At 35.1% G+C, this 18,460-nt stretch carries 15 protein-coding genes, 3 pseudogenes and 1 other annotated feature; of the genes and pseudogenes, 16 read left to right on the top strand and 2 right to left on the bottom strand.

The genetic code is table 11. The annotated features are described in order from the left end of the window. Nucleotides 1-104: 104 nt before the first annotated feature. The 3 genes and pseudogenes from ACQKNX_RS12850 to ACQKNX_RS12840 form a co-directional block, all read left to right on the top strand. Nucleotides 105-314 (top strand): annotated as a pseudogene (locus tag ACQKNX_RS12850) (immunity protein YezG family protein); the annotation flags it as partial. Between the two features lie 366 nt (nucleotides 315-680). Next, entirely contained in the window at nucleotides 681-2,216 is a 1,536-nt protein-coding gene (locus tag ACQKNX_RS12845; RefSeq protein WP_427429220.1) for an SH3 domain-containing protein, read from the top strand. Between the two features lie 521 nt (nucleotides 2,217-2,737). Then, complete coding sequence (locus tag ACQKNX_RS12840) at nucleotides 2,738-3,313, top strand: dihydrofolate reductase family protein (RefSeq protein ID WP_427429219.1); 576 nt, start codon at nucleotides 2,738-2,740, stop codon at nucleotides 3,311-3,313. Between the two features lie 466 nt (nucleotides 3,314-3,779). Here the strand turns inward: ACQKNX_RS12840 and ACQKNX_RS12835 are convergent, their stop codons facing one another. Next, nucleotides 3,780-4,100 carry a general stress protein gene (locus tag ACQKNX_RS12835; protein WP_340825674.1) on the bottom strand — a complete coding sequence of 107 codons (321 nt, stop codon included), beginning with the start codon at nucleotides 4,098-4,100 and terminating at the stop codon, nucleotides 3,780-3,782. A 300-nt stretch (nucleotides 4,101-4,400) separates the two neighbouring features. Continuing rightward, nucleotides 4,401-4,817, bottom strand: a complete 417-nt coding sequence (locus ACQKNX_RS12830; protein ID WP_427429218.1) for a DUF3888 domain-containing protein — start codon at nucleotides 4,815-4,817, stop codon at nucleotides 4,401-4,403. A 303-nt stretch (nucleotides 4,818-5,120) separates the two neighbouring features. Here ACQKNX_RS12830 and ACQKNX_RS12825 point away from each other — a divergent pair, with 303 nt between their 5' ends. From ACQKNX_RS12825 to ACQKNX_RS12765, 13 genes and pseudogenes are all read left to right on the top strand, one after another. Beyond that, nucleotides 5,121-6,578 carry a PLP-dependent aminotransferase family protein gene (locus tag ACQKNX_RS12825; protein WP_427429663.1) on the top strand — a complete coding sequence of 486 codons (1,458 nt, stop codon included), beginning with the start codon at nucleotides 5,121-5,123 and terminating at the stop codon, nucleotides 6,576-6,578. Beyond that, complete coding sequence (locus ACQKNX_RS12820; RefSeq protein WP_427429217.1) at nucleotides 6,575-7,486, top strand: D-alanine--D-alanine ligase; 912 nt, start codon at nucleotides 6,575-6,577, stop codon at nucleotides 7,484-7,486. The genes ACQKNX_RS12825 and ACQKNX_RS12820 overlap by 4 nt, the downstream gene beginning before the upstream one ends. Before the next feature lie 488 nt (nucleotides 7,487-7,974). Beyond that, nucleotides 7,975-8,397, top strand: a complete 423-nt coding sequence (locus ACQKNX_RS12815; protein WP_427429662.1) for a stage III sporulation protein AH — start codon at nucleotides 7,975-7,977, stop codon at nucleotides 8,395-8,397. Between the two features lie 121 nt (nucleotides 8,398-8,518). Beyond that, nucleotides 8,519-8,783, top strand: a binding site (T-box leader). A gap of 64 nt (nucleotides 8,784-8,847) precedes the next feature. Further along, on the top strand, nucleotides 8,848-10,074 hold the full coding sequence (locus ACQKNX_RS12810) for an MFS transporter (protein ID WP_427429216.1): 1,227 nt from the start codon (nucleotides 8,848-8,850) through the stop codon (nucleotides 10,072-10,074). A 25-nt stretch (nucleotides 10,075-10,099) separates the two neighbouring features. Further along, entirely contained in the window at nucleotides 10,100-10,513 is a 414-nt protein-coding gene (locus tag ACQKNX_RS12805) for a GNAT family N-acetyltransferase (RefSeq protein WP_427429215.1), read from the top strand. 308 nt (nucleotides 10,514-10,821) lie between these two features. Next, nucleotides 10,822-12,276: a WD40/YVTN/BNR-like repeat-containing protein gene (locus ACQKNX_RS12800; protein ID WP_427429214.1), complete on the top strand. Its 1,455-nt coding sequence runs from the start codon at nucleotides 10,822-10,824 to the stop codon at nucleotides 12,274-12,276. A gap of 408 nt (nucleotides 12,277-12,684) precedes the next feature. Beyond that, the gene (locus ACQKNX_RS12795; RefSeq protein WP_427429213.1) at nucleotides 12,685-12,951 is read left to right on the top strand and encodes a hypothetical protein; all 267 of its coding nucleotides are present in this window, start codon (nucleotides 12,685-12,687) and stop codon (nucleotides 12,949-12,951) included. A gap of 287 nt (nucleotides 12,952-13,238) precedes the next feature. Next, the gene (locus tag ACQKNX_RS12790) at nucleotides 13,239-13,469 is read left to right on the top strand and encodes a hypothetical protein (RefSeq protein ID WP_427429212.1); all 231 of its coding nucleotides are present in this window, start codon (nucleotides 13,239-13,241) and stop codon (nucleotides 13,467-13,469) included. A gap of 183 nt (nucleotides 13,470-13,652) precedes the next feature. Further along, nucleotides 13,653-14,594: a rhodanese-related sulfurtransferase gene (locus ACQKNX_RS12785; protein WP_427429211.1), complete on the top strand. Its 942-nt coding sequence runs from the start codon at nucleotides 13,653-13,655 to the stop codon at nucleotides 14,592-14,594. A 784-nt stretch (nucleotides 14,595-15,378) separates the two neighbouring features. After that, the gene (locus ACQKNX_RS12780) at nucleotides 15,379-16,293 is read left to right on the top strand and encodes an EamA family transporter (RefSeq protein ID WP_427429210.1); all 915 of its coding nucleotides are present in this window, start codon (nucleotides 15,379-15,381) and stop codon (nucleotides 16,291-16,293) included. A 150-nt stretch (nucleotides 16,294-16,443) separates the two neighbouring features. Then, nucleotides 16,444-17,436: pseudogene (locus ACQKNX_RS12775) on the top strand (zinc-dependent alcohol dehydrogenase family protein). Between the two features lie 205 nt (nucleotides 17,437-17,641). Continuing rightward, a complete protein-coding gene (locus ACQKNX_RS12770) occupies nucleotides 17,642-18,103 on the top strand; it encodes a DinB family protein (RefSeq protein WP_427429209.1) in 462 nt (153 codons plus the stop codon). Between the two features lie 58 nt (nucleotides 18,104-18,161). Next, a pseudogene (locus ACQKNX_RS12765) lies at nucleotides 18,162-18,460 on the top strand (hypothetical protein); the annotation flags it as partial.

The following is an 18,460-nucleotide window of genomic DNA, read 5'->3' as shown; positions in this document are numbered from 1 at the left end:
GGGAGGAAAATTAGATGAATGATGAAAAATTAGGTAGGCTATATCAAGAGATTATAGGAATCGTAATAGACACAATACCTGAGGAGTAGTTAAAGGTATATCTTTATGCCGAGGTGGTTGATGGTTCTCAGACAGCTGACTTCTATTATTATTCTATAGATAGTGATACTCCTATTTGTAGTCATGATATCACTGAACTTTTTACCATAAGTGAAGAGGAGTATTCTATACAATGGCATCGTTTGCTAGATAGCATATTTGAAAAATTAAATGACAGTTTGAAATTCTTCCATGTAGAAAAAATCCATCTATAGCAGTAGGAGAGCAAATTCAAAAGCCTTATATTTATAAGGTGAGAGGGACTGTAAATGAGACAACTTTTATGCAACTTGTTGACTATTTTAAGGAATATGTTGCAGAACAAAATCGCGTGGAGTTTTGGTCAATATTTTAGGAAGCTTATCTATTTCACAAAAAAGTAAAAATCCAACAATCACTATTTATAACCTTTTCACCGAATTAAAATTAAACAATATATGTTAGAGCTATCATTTATCACTCAATCCTGTTAAATGAAAGAAACATTGACTATTACCTATATCCTAAATATTGGGTTTATGATAACATATATCTGAATCTTTTAACTATAAAAAATATGAAAGGAAGTGTAATAATCACATATGAAAAAGATATTGAAACCATTGATTAGTGTTATTGCTATTGGTGCCCTCTCTCTATCTATAAACATAGATAATAATGTATTAGCTAATAATATTGCAAATACATGTGAGTATGATTCGGCATCGAAAGTAAACCCTGATTATTCCACAATGAACTGTTTGTTAACCGAAACCGCACTGACTTATGATGTTCCTCCTGAAATTGTGAAGGCAATAGCTGAAGGTGAAAGTGGAAATTGGCGTCATTTTGATATGAATGGTGAAGCGATTGTGACAGCTGATAATGGAATTGGCATTATGCAAATTACAAATCAAGTCGGCTACAATCAAGATAGACTAAAAAGCGATATTGTCTATAATATACAAGCTGGTGTAGAGACTCTAGATGATATGTTTAAGCGAAAGGATTTACCTAGCATCAACGGTGGGGAAAGAGATGTACTGGAACATTGGTACTTCGCTATCATGGCTTATAACGGTACTAAGCCAGTAAATAGTCCAATTGTTCAAGCAACTGGTGAAAGAAATACCAATGCCTATCAAGAAAGAATTCTCCGAATCATAAATAAATTGGAATTAATAGACTTAACAGAGCTACCTTTTTCACGTGAACAATTTCAATATGACTCTAACAGTAGGGAAAATATTAAATTTTCAACAATGAACTATGATTTTGATTTACCATTAACAAAATCTAAGTATCTTTTTGAAACAAATCAAAAAGTTAGTGCAATAACGAATGTAACATTTAGGACAAGACCTACTACGGATAGTCCTTCTTTGGGTACTTTACGTGAAGGTGAAATTGTTACCATTACGGGTCCTTTTGAATATGAAAAAGTATCAACGAAGAAAAACCATTTTGTTTGGTATCCTGTGAAAAGAAGTGACGGGACAGAGGGGTATGTAGCATCAAGCTATTTAAACTACTCAGCTTCAACACCAACGCCAACACCTCCAGTAACACCGCCAACACCTCCAGTAACACCGCCAACAACGGGGAACGTTGATGTATCAAAGTTTGCTGATTACAATGCAAACCAATACTGGGCTGAGGATTTTAAGTGGGCAGTCAACATCGGTATCATCAGTGGATACCCAAACGTGAAAAACCCATCAACAGGTAAGTACGAAAACTTACTTAAACCGTACACTAACTTAACGGAAAATCAAATGTTATCTATCCTATTACGTTACTTCAAACCATCAGAACTAGCTTCAACGATAGCAATTACTTCATGGTATGGAGACGTAAACTACCAACTGGCTACAAAATACTCTCTACCAGTTTTAGGTGCAAACACAGCATCCAAACAAGCTATTGCAGGTAAGGATATCACACGTGGTAACTTCGCTCGTATCTTAGCTTCAATGCATTATGGTAAGACTGTATCTCAGTCAGAAGCTATTAAATTTCTTCGTGATAATGGTTTAACAACCACTAAAACAAATGAAGAGTTTAAACCAAATGATTCTCTAGCAAGAGCGCACACAGTGGCATTCTTCCACCGTTACGAACAAATATTCAATAACTAAATTGCTAATATAAGTGAAAAGGTGACTATAAAAGTCATCTTTTCTTTTTTTATGTTTAAAAAATCCTTTCTTGACACTCCTCGAACCTTTCATAACTAAATTCATTGACACAGATTGCTTGATATCCTGGGACGTCTAAAGGTTCAGATAGAACAAGTTTGAACCAACTGAAAAGTGCTTCAAATACTTTTACAACAAGGGTATGAGGCGCTTTTCTTTTTTGAGAAACCGTTAGAAAAGTATAGAAAATGAAAAGTTTCTACACATTTTCTACACAAAAAAGGTATTAATTAATCGTTTCGTGACTGTTATTGAACTAAACTGCAAAAAGGTTAAGTGTAACTATTTGCATACAATTAGCCGAGTGTTTTTTATTATGGGTCAAATTGTTAAATAAAGAAATTTTGCACTATAGAAGAAATTATTGATTGTTATGTGTGCTATACTTGATTCTGCACATAACATTAATGAAAACTGCAAAGTATAATATGACATCCTTCATGAACAAAGGAGAACTGAAAATGAGAAAACTCGTTCTATTTCTGCACGCATCGCTTGACGGTTTTGTAGAAGGGCCAAATGGTGAAATGGACATTGGCTGGGTTTCCTACGATTCTGATTTGGAGAAACACGCGAAAGAAATTCTGAGTACTGCCGACACTGTCATTTGGGGACGTGGGACTTATCAGATGATGCACAGTTACTGGCCATCTGTGCCTTCGAACTCATCAGCTTCGCAGTACGAACGAAATCATGCCGAGTGGATCGAAAAGACAGCCAAAATCGTTTTTTCCACGACGCTGGAGAATGTCGAATGGAACAATTCCAGACTGGTGAAAGAGGATGTCGAGGAAGAGATCAAGAACCTCAAACAGCAGCCAGGCAAGGATATGGTCATCTTAGGAAGTCCTAGATTAGCACACTACCTTATGCAGCTTGATTTAATTGATGAGTATAAAATTACAGTTTCTCCCGTCCTGGTCGGCAGCGGGTTGCCGTTATTCCAAGGTGTCAAGGAGAAAATCAATCTTAAACTTATCGAAAACAAGACATTTGATTCTGGAGCCATAGGTCTCGTTTACCAGACGGGTAGATGACCTTGTCACCTAAAATAGATTACGCTAACCGGAATACGTTAGCACAATAAAAGCAGCGGCAGTCTAGGTCTTTCGTGTTCCTAGTCCGTCACTGCTTTTTTTACGAGTCAGTTTAATTCAGTTTGTCGGGTGATCGACAAATTTTATTTTTTAAACCAACACCGACCCCTTTTTCTTATTTTTAAGTAACAGGGGAACAATGGAAATTGTAATGTATTATCTTGAAATCAAGTCTTCCATATAAGGGCTCGATACTGTAACAAGGAGCAACGCTCGTTTTCATTAAAGGGCCATATTGTTGAAGAAGATGAAGATTTCCTCGAGCAGATCATTGACAATAAAGAAGGATGGGTTTTCGGTTTTTATACTGACTGGTTGAAAGGCCATCTGGAATACAGAGTCCAAGCAATACGAGGAGACTTGTAAAATGAAAAACAAACCCGGGATTAGATTCCCGGGTTTGTTTTTACTTATTGGCAACTAAGACCAATTTACCTGTATCAAGTACCTCTTCGAATTGAGCAGCTTCCGATTTACTTAATCCGACAGAAGCTAACTTATTGCGGAGTTCATCTCCACGGGAATTCACCAGGTTCTTCATAGAAGTCAGGAACCCTTGCTCACTAATACCAGCTTCTTCTGTCCCCAGTGCTTCGTTAATATCATCTTCACGTTCTTCATAGTGCGCAAAGATGTAAATGTTATCTCGAAGATATCCTTGCGCTTCTAATTTCTCCACTTCTTGTTTCGCTTGTACTACGTTTTCTACTGTCAATTTGACTGTCATTATTTATCCCTCCAATATATGTTTACATTCAATCTATTCCACTAAATTGAATGAATAAAACATTTTTTTAGTTTTTAATTATGTTAAAGTGGCATTAACAACTAATGGAATACTAATGAACAACTCGTAAACATTGTAAGTTGTTCTTCTATAATTGGGCACTATTCTATTTAGGGATTGTACTTTATTCTTAATAAGACTCTCCTTCGATGACTTTTTTTTAGAAGAGAGTCTTTTAATTTTTCTTTGAATATGGGTTTGTGAGGTTTTTCTAATCAAACTTTATTCCAATGCCAAAAATTATTCTGGTGGATATTTATACGTCTTTAGGTGAATGTGATTTATCAATTTAACATCAGGTCCATCAGAAATTTCATAGGTCATTCGATCCTTCCCTAAAGGAATATACTGACCACCATCTGTAGGTTCAATTTCAAATGTAATTTGCAATATAAAGCCACGAAAATCATTTACTCTTCTAGTTTCAATAACTTCAATTTTCCATGGAGTAACATGTGGTGAAACATCCTTAAAAATCTTCGAATAATAATAGCTATTCAAATCTTTTTCAATATAAGGAGTAAGCATTAGCATGAGCATATCCTCTAATCTAAGCTCGTTAGAATCCTCCATAGGTTCAGAAAATGAAACGGTTCTTGTTTGAAAAGATGTAATTAGTGCAAGGGATAGGAGTAAAACGAGTATTATCTTTTTCATGTTCCTAAGTACACCTCATTACGTTCTCTACATAATTAATTGTATTATTACCTTTATTGAATAAAGTATGTACTTATTGATGTAACTGAGGGCTATAGTTAAACAAAGAAAATGTATATAATCTCCCACAATCGGCCGTAATTCTTCAAGTTTCTATATATTGTATTAAAATGAAATGAACAATTGCCTATTTAAAAACATATTAGTTCCACTCAGCTACCACAAGACAGTAAAAATACATATTGGGTGGACCTTTTGAAATTAGTGCAGGAATGTAAAAATGTTAGCAAGGAGATGAATGGAGTGTTTAACGATTTTAAGATTACGGAAGGTCGTCCTGTATATATACAACTTAAGGAATATTTAAAAAGAATGATAACCAACGGGCATTTACTTGAGCACCAAAAGCTTCCATCCACTCGTGAACTCTGTTCCTTATTATCAATTAGCCGAAATACCGTTCTAACAGCTTATGCGGATCTGGAACAAGAAGGTCTTATCTATGCGGTAAAGGGAAAGGGAAACTTTGTCAGTCATGTTGAGATAATCAAATCCCCATCCATCCAGTTAAATTGGACTGAAAAAGTTAACGAGCGAACCTTTTTGGCAGATGAATTGGACCTAAAAAAGCAAGGTGTACGCTGGAATAAGGAAATTATTTCGTTTAATAGCATCGCACCCGATGAAAAGCTTTTTGATATAGATAATTTTAAACGGGCTTTTTTAAATCGGATGTCTATTGAAGGAGATATCGTTCTTAACTATGGATATGCAAAGGGCTATAAACCACTTATCGAATACTTGCTTCGCTACATGGAAATTAAAGGAGTAGACACTCGAAATAAAGATATTTTAATTACCAATGGGTTCACGGAAGGTCTGGATCTCATTTTATCATCTTTAAATAAAAAGAGCGGTCGTGTTATTTGTGAAAATCCAACCAATGACTCTGCTCTTAAGCTCTTTCGATTACATGGCTTCGAAATTGATGGAATCGAAATGGATAATGATGGTGTCAATATTAGTAAACTGGAAACAATGCTATCAAAAAAAGAATATGATTTTGCGTACTTAATTCCGTCCTACCATAATCCCACTGGAATCGTAACGTCTTCAAAAAAAAGGAAAGAAATCATGGATTTGTTTTCGGCATATCAGCTTCCTATCATTGAAAATGGATTTAATGAAGAATTACGTTATTCAGGGTCACATCTCGCATCATTGGCGTCCTTCGCCGGACAAGGTAATAATGTTATTTATATTAGCAGCTTCTCTAAAATTCTTTTTCCTGGTTTACGGATTGGCTGGATATTGGCAGATAAAGATTTAATTAATTACTTAGAAAGTATGAAAAGAGCTCGAACAATTCATACGTCCACATTAGATCAAGCTGTGTTATATCAATATTTGATTGATGGATACTTTGAGAAGTATATAAAAAAAGCTAAATCTGTCTATAAGAAAAAGTATGAATTAACCGTTCATTATTGTAAGCAATTTATTCCTTTCAAACGAATAACGGGTGACGGAGGTCTTCACATTTTTATAGAACTAGAAGACCATATTGATTCACGAAAGCTTTTAGAAAAATGTTATCAAAGAGGCGTTGTTTTCATACCAGGAAATGTTTTTCATACGGACAGCAGTGGAAACCATTCTTTACGATTAGGATTTTCTAGGTTGAATGAAAGAGAGATTATTCAGGGTATAAAAATCATTGGGGATACGTTAAAAAATAATTATGGGGGGCTAGAAAAATGAAAGTTGGCGTAATTATGGGAGGAGTTTCTTCTGAGAAACAAGTTTCGATTATGACAGGTGAAGAAATGATCGTGCATTTAGATGAACATAAATATGAAATTGTACCGATTCACATAGAGAACAAAGAAGACTTAGTGGAAAAGGTGAACGATCTTGACATTGCACTACTGGCGCTGCATGGCAAATTCGGTGAGGATGGTACTGTTCAAGGTACTCTTGAAACCATGGGAGTTCCTTATACAGGGAGTGGCATTCTGTCCAGCAGCTTATGTATGGATAAGAATATCTCAAAAAAAATCATCCGCTTTGAAGGCGTGCAAACACCGGATTGGATTCACCTAACGAACATGGAAGAACTTAAAATGGATGAACTAGACAAAATGGGTTTCCCGCTAGTGGTAAAACCTAATTCAGGCGGTTCAAGTGTGGGAGTAAAAATTGTTTATGATAAAGAAACACTAAAGCCAGCAATTGCAGAAGTATTCAAATGGGATTCCGAAGTGATAATTGAAAAGCTAATTATGGGAGAGGAAATTACATGTTCTATTTTAGATGGAAAGCTTTTACCGGTGATTTCGATTCGTCATCAGGGAGAGTTTTTTGATTATACCTCCAAATATAATGATGTGGCTACGATTGAAGAGGTAGTTCAGCTCCCTCTGGAAACACAGGCCCGTGTCTCTTTAGCTGCTATGACTTGCTATAAATCATTGAAATGTAGTGTTTACGCCCGAATTGACATGATGATTCAAAATGGTATCCCTTATGTGATGGAAGTTAATACATTACCAGGGATGACGAAAAATAGTTTGCTGCCAAAAAGCGCACAAGGAGCGGGTATTCCTTATCATAAGTTACTTGACTTAATCATTGAACATTCACTTAAAGTGAGGAGAAATGGTATTTAGAGTGTGCTGAAGACGTACAAAAAAAGTACTAATAAATTTTCAGCAATGCACACGTTAAAGGTGCTTCTTCATAGCCGACTGTTATGTTCAATAAAAGCGCAATAAAGAAAACAACTTGGTATGTTTTACTACCAAGCTCAGACTGTAGACAAACTCGAAGATTTTCGAGTTTGTCTACAGTCTTTTTTTATTTAAAATTAATATAGAATAGAAGTGATGTCTCCTGCCGTTGATTTTCGCTACGAACGGGCGCTTTCCGCGGGCACACCGTAAGCCGCAACCCTCGCTAACGCGCGGTCTGTTGCGACTTACGTACTGTGCGTTCTGAGCAGGAGTCGCCCGTCCTCCGCTCCAATCAACTTAATATGTAATACTAACAGTCTACTATAAAATATGGTATTTTAGAGTAAATGCTATAATTTGGTTATTGATGGCAAAGAAGGTATTGTGATAGCCAATCAAAAAATGAGGGGGATTTAAAATTGATAATGATTACAGAAAAAGTTGAAGGAAAACGATATCAACATCTTATCGAGTTTTTAGCAACAAGATGTAACCGTTTTGCGTTCGTAGAGAATAGACAATTAATGGATGATGAACAATTGAGACTAGCCTTTGTTGATGAATTAATAGCAGAAATTAAAGACCAGATTATCGAAAGAAAAATTCAACGACAGTGGGAGACGACAGCGCTTGGTGAAGGTACAGCATATGTTTATTATTTTCATTTAAATAACGTTACCACACAATTTTTAAAGGAACGTAGCGACTCACTTTTTGGGTGGATTACACCGAAATTACCAGAGGATTTGATGTTTTATCAAGATAATCAATGTCTACTAGCAGCATGTTCGCACGAAGGTTTTTTTAGGGTTGATGATAAAATATGGGATAGTTTCTTATTAATCTAACAAGGAAGAAGCATATTAGTTCTAGAAAAATAAGTTAGGTTATGTATGAAGTAAAAAAATATATAGTCTTTTTTGTATTGAAATTCAATTTAAAATAGTATAAGATTTACAAAATTACATATAAAAAGCTATGAAAAGAAGAGTAAACATACGTACTATCTACAGAGACCTCTGTTACGCTGAAAAAGAGGGCTAGGAAATGTGTTGAAACAAGCCTTGGAGCTGTGCATTGGATTTGTTTGTTAAACTAATGATGATGCAACGTCTTCTCACGTTAACGAGATAGAGTATCGCTGGTGACTTATTCACACAGCTGTACTTGATAAGGCTTCTGCAGCAATGTAGAAATGAACTGGGGTGGCACCGCGATATGACTCGCCCCCAAGATAAAAATCTTGGGGGTGAGTTTTTTTATTTTGTTTAGCAACAAATAAAATAGGAGTGGTGATGATGTCCAGATGGAAATATCCTTTAATACTATTAGGGGGAATAGGCATTTCTAATGTCGGTGCATGGGTTTACCTAATCGCACTAAATTTAATTCTATTGAATGAAACAGGTTCCCCACTTGCAATTGCTTTTTTATATATACTAGGTCCCATTGCAACGATATGTTCGAATGCTTGGGCAGGTAGTTTAATTGATCGGGTTAATACACGGCTTCTAATGATGGGCTTAGACATTTTCCGAGCAATCTGTATTGCCTTAATTCCGTTTTTACCTTCACTTATTTATGTTTATATACTTGCATTTATCATTAATATGGGCAGTGCTATTTTTCAGCCTACATCTATGGTTTACATGACGAAACTAATACCAGAAAAAGATCGGCAACGCTTTAATGCACTACGTAGTTTTATCAACTCTTGTGGTTCACTAATAGGCCCTGCCATTGCTGGGGTTTTATTTTGGATGGGTACTCCATATACCGCCATCCATGTCAATGCAGTCGCTTTATTTTTTTCAGCACTAATTATAATGATGCTACCTAATGTTGATTCAAAGCTGAAAGAGTCAGAGGTGCAAAGATTTACGTGGGATTTGATAAAAAATGATTTTCGGGTTGTTATTAATTTCAGTAAGGGCGATACTTATATCACAAAGATATATTTATTATTTAGTGGGACTACGATATTCATGACTGCGATAGATTCTCTTGAGGCATCATTTGCTAAAGGTGTACTTTTAATATCAGACACCCATTATGGGTTTTTATTAAGTATTTTTGGAGCGGGCATAATATTAGGATCAATTATTAATTCAGTATTTTCGAAACAACTGGCAGTTAATCTATTAATAGGTATTGGTACCATTTTTACATCAATAGGTTATCTCGTACTTTATAGTTCGAACGGATTTTTTAGTGCAGCACCTAGTGTATTTTTAATAGGATTTGCTGTAACGTTTGCCAATACAGGGTATTTGACGTTCTACCAAAATCACATTCCTGTGGGGATGATGGGGAGATTCGGAAGCATTTTTAGTGTCATAGAAGCAGGTTTCATTATTGCATTAACGGTTTTAATAGGTTTAGCTGCTGAATTAACTTCAATCCGACCTATAGGGTTAATAGGTTCAAGTGCCTTTTTCTTATTAGGATTATTAGCATTGAAGGCTGTAACAGCAGTTAAACGGCAGGCGTATTTTAAAAAAGAAGTTTCTTCTTTAAACAGTTAAAGAATCACAAATAGGAGGCGGAAAAATGAAATACATTGAATCAGAAAAGATTACGAAAAAGGAAAAAGAACATATTTTTCAACAGTTATTAAAATACAATCTTGAGAACATTGAAGATAAGGTAGTAAAGGATATTGGTCTATTTGTAGAGGATGAAGAAGGAAATAGAGTTGCAGGTTTAATTGGTGAGACACATGGAAATTGGTTAGAAGTAGAGTATTTATGGGTAAGTGAAGCACTGCGAGGTCAGCAAATTGGTACTGAATTGATGAGGAAAGTGGAGAAGATTGCTATTAATAGAGGATGCAAATACGCCTTCCTCAATACGTTTAGTTTTCAAGCACCTGATTTTTACGTCAAGCTAGGCTATAAAGAAGAATTTGTACTTCATGATTATCCGCTAACAGGTAAGAGATATTATTACACAAAAACACTTTAAAATTGTTATTGAGAACGTTAAAAATGGTTAACTTGGTCAAGATGATGAAAAAAGTAGAGATTTATTCTTGGCTTTTCAACAATCGGACAATATTGATTAACATTAATCTAAGGACTTGTGCGTAAATAATACAAACAAGTCCTTTTAATATGCTTCATCGAATGTAAATCGATGGATGGCTAACAGTGATTTTACTTGCTGTTTAGACGATTTTTTAAAACTAAAGATGCAGTTTAATGCAAGAGGGAATAGTACGGAAAATTTACTCCATCCTAAATAAGCACATTATTCTTAGGATGGTGGTTATTTTGAATTTTATTAAAAAAATCTGTTGTTTTTTAGTTGTATGTTTAGTTTTTGTAACTTTGATTAGTCGTGAAACAAACGCTTCAGAAGGTGAAGTTACGCTAAAAGAAGCGATTAACATTGGACTCCAGAGAGCAAAAGAATGGAATGTAAACGCAGTACTTTCAAGTGTGAACAGTGTGGATGAAAAGATGGGAGGTTCGAGAGGAGAAACAGGGAAACGCTTTAATTGGTTCATGTTCTTTGTGGTTCCAGGTACAGATGACTATGTCATAATTGGCATCTCAGAAAAAAAGATTTGGCTGTTTAAACCTGGTAAACAAACTGAGGGACCAACAATACCTTACGATGAGATTAAGTTAGATAGCTCTGATGTACTCCAACTAGCAAAAGCTAAATACGGACTAAAACCAGGGAAAGATTGGGCAACAGGATATCATTTTACACTTGATAGGATCGATGGTAAGCCCATAATAACAGTGGTTGGAACGGATCGAGATAGCCGTTTTACACGAATTTCATTCAATGCACAAAACGGAGATGTGGTCAGTGCTATTCATAAATTACCATACGGTGGAGGGTTAATATCCAGACGTAATGCCACAGAAAACCTAACAAAAAAAGGGATGGCGATTACGGGGGTTGTCGCTGGAAACAACAAATTAGTTGTATGGGGAGACAAAAAGACAACCCAATTTAGTACAACCAAGCAACCTTTTATTGAATGGAGCCAAAACAATGGAGAAACATGGACAGAACTCCAAGTTAATAATTACGTAACACATGCTTGGTTTGATAAAAATGACCAATTATTTGCAGCAACAGAAAAAGAATTATGGGCAGGTATTACATCAAAAAGTAAAGGTACGAAAATACTTTCTTTAGATGACCCGATTGACAACATCGATTATTCACTCAACAATCATATAGCTGTGCTATCGAGTGGAAATATTTATTATACAACTAATCAGGGGGAGAGTTGGGAACAAGCTAGTGTTCCTAAACCATTTAATGTAGTTCAAATATCAAATAATGGTGATTTAGTAGGGCTCACAGAAGAAAGGAAGATTCTTCAAAAGATAAATGATGAGTGGAAGCAGATCCCTATGCCGAATAGTAATGATGAACCTCATGATATGAAAGTAATTAATAATAGGCTATTTATTTCCACACAAAATGGAATTTGGATTCGAGATCTTCAAGAGAAAGATTGGCGTAAAATTAAAGTTGATGAAGAGGTAGTTCAATTCATTAAAAAAGGAGAGAAATTATTCGGATACACACATAGAGACGAAGCTATTTATACCATTCATACGAAAGATGAAGGAAAACCTGAAAAAGTGTTTGATGCGGTTGATTTAATCGTATTAGATGTAGATATGATGAGAGATACGTTATGGATTGCAACTATACCAAATTATTCGTGGGAAGAAATGACGATTGAGCAAAGTCAATAAAGTAAGTTAAAGTTTCGTAAAAAAATGTTGTGAAACGTAAAACTAACGGGGTGCGTTATTTGGAGAAAAAAGAGCTGCATATGTTGCTCTTTTTTCTTATTATTCTAACGGTGCAGGTTAGTTGATATGCAGGCACTGGGAAGGGAAAAGAAAGTACGTCTTGTTCTAATATAGAATCAAGAAATACAGCAAATGTAGTTGAGTACTCCTTAACTGAGAGTATTTCGGGAGTTGGCAATTCCTTTTACTTTAGAGTTTTTAATTAAAGAACAGTAGAGATTTTGCAATTATTTAATGTTACGATTATCTTGAAATCGAGTCTACTGTTAAAGGGCGCTATTTTAGAGTAGATATCGCGCTTCTTGTTTAAGAATCAGGCCAGTTTGTGAAGTTGACAGGGGGGATATAATGCAATTTATTAAGAAATACGGCTTTTTAATAATTACAATGGTTATTACATTAGCAGGTTTTTTTGTATTAAAGTTTAGTGTTGATCTGGGAGCAGGTGCAGCTAGTGCTTATTTAGATTCTATGGGTGATATGGATACGGCTGAGTTTCATTCCATTCGGTCCAAATATATAATATCAAATATGATTGCAGGTGGAATTCTATTGTTTCTAGGATTAACATTTCTTTTTTTCTCCGTCTATATACTTTCTCGAAACAATAGATAGAATATTCGATATTCGGGCGTATTTTCTTAATAAGGAAATGCGTCTTCATTCATGGAAAGGGATATAATATTCAATAACAATTTTTTAAATATTACCAAAACGACGCTTTGGGGGACTTTAAGTTTCAGCCTTTTAATACGTGGATTATGTAAAATTTTAGATTAATTATTATTTTCACAGGGTATTTTATATACTAACGCATTTGAATTAACAAATTGTTATCTTTGTAGGATCTAATTACTATAATAAACTGCGGTGAAATTCAATTACATAAAGGGAGTGTAACAGTGGACCTATTACTTTGGATAACTATTGGTTTCATAATAATTGGATTTGTTGTTCTCATTTCTATGAAAAAAGATATGGAGAGTAAGGTCGCTTTTATAAAAGCAAATATAGAGGACGAGGAAAATTCATCAAAATCTAAATCAGTCATTTGGTGGATATGGAGTACCATGGCTTGGGGGTTAGTGAGTATGTTTCTTGTTGTTTGGTGTTTTCATAATCACTTTGGATAACTGTTGGCTTCAAATGTGCTTAAAAAACCGGTTCTTTTGTATTAATTGTCTAACCTACAATATTTATACTCATTTCAGCCTAATTACCGATAGTATATTTAATGAAAATCCTTTATGGTTATAAGGTCTTAAAAGAGGCTATCAGGTATATCCTGCAAATATATGAAATGATAGGTGGAAAAAATGAATTATCAAGTTTTATTATATTACCATTACACGAAGATTGAAGATCCAGCTGAGTTTTCAGTAACGCATTTAGCAATGTGTAAAGAAATCGGTTTAAAAGGTCGTATTTTAGTAGCCAATGAGGGCATTAACGGTACGGTATCAGGTACGATTGAGCAAACAGAGCAATACATGGCAAACATGCAAGCAGATACATTATTTGAAGGCATTGTCTTCAAAATTGATGCGGCAGATGGCCATGCATTCAAAAAAATGCACGTACGCCCACGTCCTGAGTTAGTAAACTTAGGCTTAGAAGCAGACGTTAACCCGCATGAATTAACAGGTCGCTATCTGTCACCAGAACAATTCCTTGCTGAAATGCAAGATGAAAATACAGTAGTATTAGATGTGCGTAACACGTATGAATACGATGTCGGCCATTTTCGTGGCGCGATTCGACCAGATGTAGAAAACTTCCGTGATACACCGGAATGGGTACGTGAAAACCGCGAGTTATTCGAAGGAAAAAATGTTTTAACATATTGCACGGGTGGGATTCGTTGTGAGAAGTTTTCAGGCTGGATGAAACGTGAAGGCTTTGGCGATGTCGGTCAATTACATGGCGGTGTTGCAACATACGGAAAAGACCCTGTTGCAAAAGGCCAATTATGGGATGGTCAAATGTACGTATTTGATGAGCGTTTAACGGTGCCAATCAATCAAGTAGAGCATGTGATTATCGGTCGTGATCACTATGACGGTGAACCTTGTGAACGTTACATTAACTGTGCAAACCCTGAATGTAACAAGCAAATCATCGCATCTGAAGAAAATGAAGCAAAGCATTTAGGGGGCTGTACAATCGAATGTACAAAGCATGCGCTCAATCGCTACATCGTGCGTCACAATTTAACAGAAGAGCAAGTAGCTCAAACAATTAAGACGTTACAAGCATAAGCATGAAAGCTGTCTAAACAAAAAACGTCATTAAATATTTTTCATTACCTTAACTATATAGAGGTACTTAAATCGCTCTATGTAAGTGTTCAAACTATCCATTTCAAAATTGGACTAGTCTGCTCGCTTACATAGGGTGTTTTTTCTTTTGTAAGGAAAAAGTGAATGATTAAATCATAGAGTGATGAGGGGAATAGACCTAAATCTGCACTAATCACAGGGTATCAAAAAAATATTACAGTATTTAGTTAGTGCAAGCTCGCAAAGTATTTTTTGGAACTTTTTTATCATTACGATTAAATAATGAAAAATTATTGAGCTGCATATGCCAGTTCTTTTTTCTTATTGTGCTTACAGCAACCCTTTGCAAATACATTGGGTATCAGACATATTGAATTTACTGTTGAAGATATTGAAGTTATTGTTGCAAGGTTGAACAAGAAGAGTACGGAAATCTTTAGCAGCAATATGAAGAAAGTTATATATAATGTATGCTATGTTCGTAGTCCAAGGGAATTATTTTAGAGTTGGCTGAGGAAATCAAATAAGTAATGTTAACTAAAGCGAAGTACGACTTTTTGTTACTTTTCATTAATCTACAGCTAAAATTAGAAGTCAAATAGTGTTGACACTTAGAAAACTATTGCATATAATTGTCCTAATTTTATAAGCAAACACTCACGAGTTCGTGAGTGGCGGAATTTTGTAGAGTTTTAGCTCTGTTTCATTCGCTCGTCGTCTATTTATAGACGACGAGATTTTTTATTTTTTGGAGGGATTTTTTTTGGAAAAATTGAAGTTTTCTTTAGTGGTTTTATTAGGTGCCTGTAGCTATGGGGTCCTATCTTCTATTCTTAAAGTTGGATTTTCAAATGGATTTACCTTTCCTGAGCTTTTAGGTGGACAATATGTATTCGGCTGGTTTGGATTATTATTACTTGTTATTTGTTTTTCACGTCATAAAGTATCTTTGAAAAATATATTATCACTGTTAGCAGTTGGGACAACAATGAGTTTAACAAGTATTTTTTACGGACTTTCTGTAAAAGAACTACCTGCATCCATTGCTATTGTGTTGTTATTTCAATTCACATGGATGGGCGTTCTAATTGAAGCAATTGCTAATAAAACTTTTCCAAGTCGTGAGAAGTTAATTTCGATTATGATCTTATTTGTAGGAACGTTGTTTGCTGGAGGAGTATTTGAAGGATTAGGACAGCAATTATCTATTAAAGGAATACTCTTTGGATTATTAGCTGCTATAACCTTTTCACTTTATATATTTGCAAGTGGTCGTGTTTCCACCGAAGTACCAATCTATTCAAAAAGCTTTCTTATGACAACGAGTGCAACACTCTTTGTTTGCTTAGTTTTCCCCCCGACATACTTGATTGATGGTACACTGCAGGCTGGATTATGGAAATATGCATTAATTCTTGGTTTCTTTGGTGTGGTCATACCTGTTATTTGTTTTTCCGTTGGTATACCAAAAGTCGGGACAGGCCTTGGAACAATTTTAGGAGCTGTCGAACTACCAACAGCGGTAATCGCTTCTATTACACTTGTTCATGAAGTCGTTTCTCCTTTGCAATGGTTTGGCATTGTTTGTATTTTATTAGGGATTTTTATACCTCAAATGCTAAAAGCACGAAAAGAGAAGAAAATAACCCGTTTTCGCTATGAAACAACAGAGCTTTAGAGTGATAGCTACGAGGTTCAATCAATAAAGCTCTCGCTTAACCTGCTAAATTAGATTGGTAAAAAGCAAAAAACAACTTTTGATACGCTCATAATCGAATCTAAATAAAACATTTTACACGCTAGCTACTATTTAAGGAGCCTTAATAACATGGATGCAAAATATATTACATTTTACGAATTTGGCTTACCTAAAGAAGTGTTGAAAATTGATTATAAAACGATAGAACTACCAAAAGATCATGAAGTGCTTGTACGGATGTTGGCACGACCTATCAATCCTTCTGATTTAATTCCAATTAGAGGAACGTATGCTCATCGCATATCATTACCTAACATTCCCGGTTATGAAGGGGTTGGGATTGTAGAAGATGTAGGCTCTTTTGTTTCGAAGAATCTTATTGGTAAACGAGTCTTACCTTTACGAGGGGAAGGTACATGGCAAGAATTTGTAAAGACATCAGCATAATTTGCCGTTCCTATACCTGATTCTATTGATGATTTTACAGCTGCCCAAATGTATATCAATCCAGTTACTGCGTGGGTAGTTTGTATGGAAGTTTTAAAATTAAAACCAGATGATGTTTTATTAGTTAATGCATGTGGTTCTGCTATTGGATATATTTTTGCTCAATTTGCTAAGATTTTAGGTTTTCGATTAATTGCAGTGACAAGAAATAATAACTATACCGAGAAATTACTTCAACTTGGAGCTTCTGATGTAATAGATACCTCAAAAAGTGCATTAATTGAAACTGTTATGGAATTAACGAACGGTAGGGGGGCAGATGCGGCAATTGATTCTATTGGAGGTTCGGATGGCAATGAGTTAGCTTTTAGTGTCCATCCGAATGGTCAATTTTTAACCATTGGTCTTTTATCTGGGATACAAGTAAACTGGGCAGCTATTGTAAATCAAGCAAAAGTGAAAGCGAATATGTTTCATTTACGGCATTGGAATAAAAATGCTTCAACAAGTAAATGGCAAGAAACTTTTACCCATTTGACAAGGCTAATCGAAGAAAAAAAATTACGTTTAATGATGGTCGATTCAAAGTATGACTTGTCAGAGTTAAATAAGGCGATTGACGCTGTTGAAGCTACTAAAAAAACGAATGGAAAAGTATTTTTAACTAGCTACTGATATAATAGTAGTAAATAAAGAGCTATGAAAAAAAGTGAAAAATTGAGTAGCCTTATTCAACAAACTGGTTTCTTTCATGAAAAACATTGAGTTGCATAGGCAGCTCTTTTTTCTTTAGTGGACTAAACGAGCAGGATAGTTGAAGAAGGATATAGTTGTATTTGCATCGAAATGTAATGTACTATGTTAGATTGGAGTGCTTACAATGATTAAATTTTTTGAATACAACTGGCAGGTAAGAGATGAATGGTTTGACTGGTGTAATCAACTGACAATTAAAGAGTTGTTAAAAGTCCACAATGGTGGAGTAGGAAATATATTATATACACTTTTTCACATAATTGATGTGGAGTATAGCTGGATTCGTGGTATCCAATGCAAAGAAGATATCGTATTTCAGTTTACTGATTACAATACACTTGAAAAGGTAAAATCACTTTCAGATAAATTACGAGATGAAATAGCTGAATTTCTAAACCCAAATTTAGGACATTTAAATGAAAAACTAGTCAGTGTTTCATGGGATAAAGATCAATATACTTTTGATGAAATATTACATCATATAATTACTCACGAAGTTCATCACATTGGGCAACTTTCTGTTTGGGCAAGAGAATTAGGTCTAAGCCCTGTATCTGCTAGCTTTATTGGAAGAAATTTAAGATAAGGGCAGCGTTATTGACAACAAGTACATACCCATTAAGGTCTCCAGAGGAGCTGATATTTTGGCAAGAATTATTATGCTTTTTATAGCAAGTGGACTTATATTAGTTGGGTGTAGTCCAGATAAAACAAATGATAATAGCGTAAAAATTACGGATGTAGTCTCTGGGGATAGCAAAGTAAATAATGCTATAAACAATGAAATCATCCCCAGCAATGTATTACAAGATTCTCCCGAATATTTAGCTGAAAATGAAGATGGACTTATTATGCTTTTTATAGCAAGTGGACTTATATTAGTTGGGTGTAGTCCAGATAAAACAAATGATAATAGCGTAAAAATTACGGATGTAGTCTCTGG

The sequence above is a fragment of the Lysinibacillus sp. NPDC093712 genome, from assembly GCF_050280025.1.
Lineage (GTDB): Bacteria > Bacillota > Bacilli > Bacillales_A > Planococcaceae > Lysinibacillus.
Note: the sequence above shows the minus strand (reverse complement) of the source record. Positions and strands in the feature narration are given on the sequence as shown.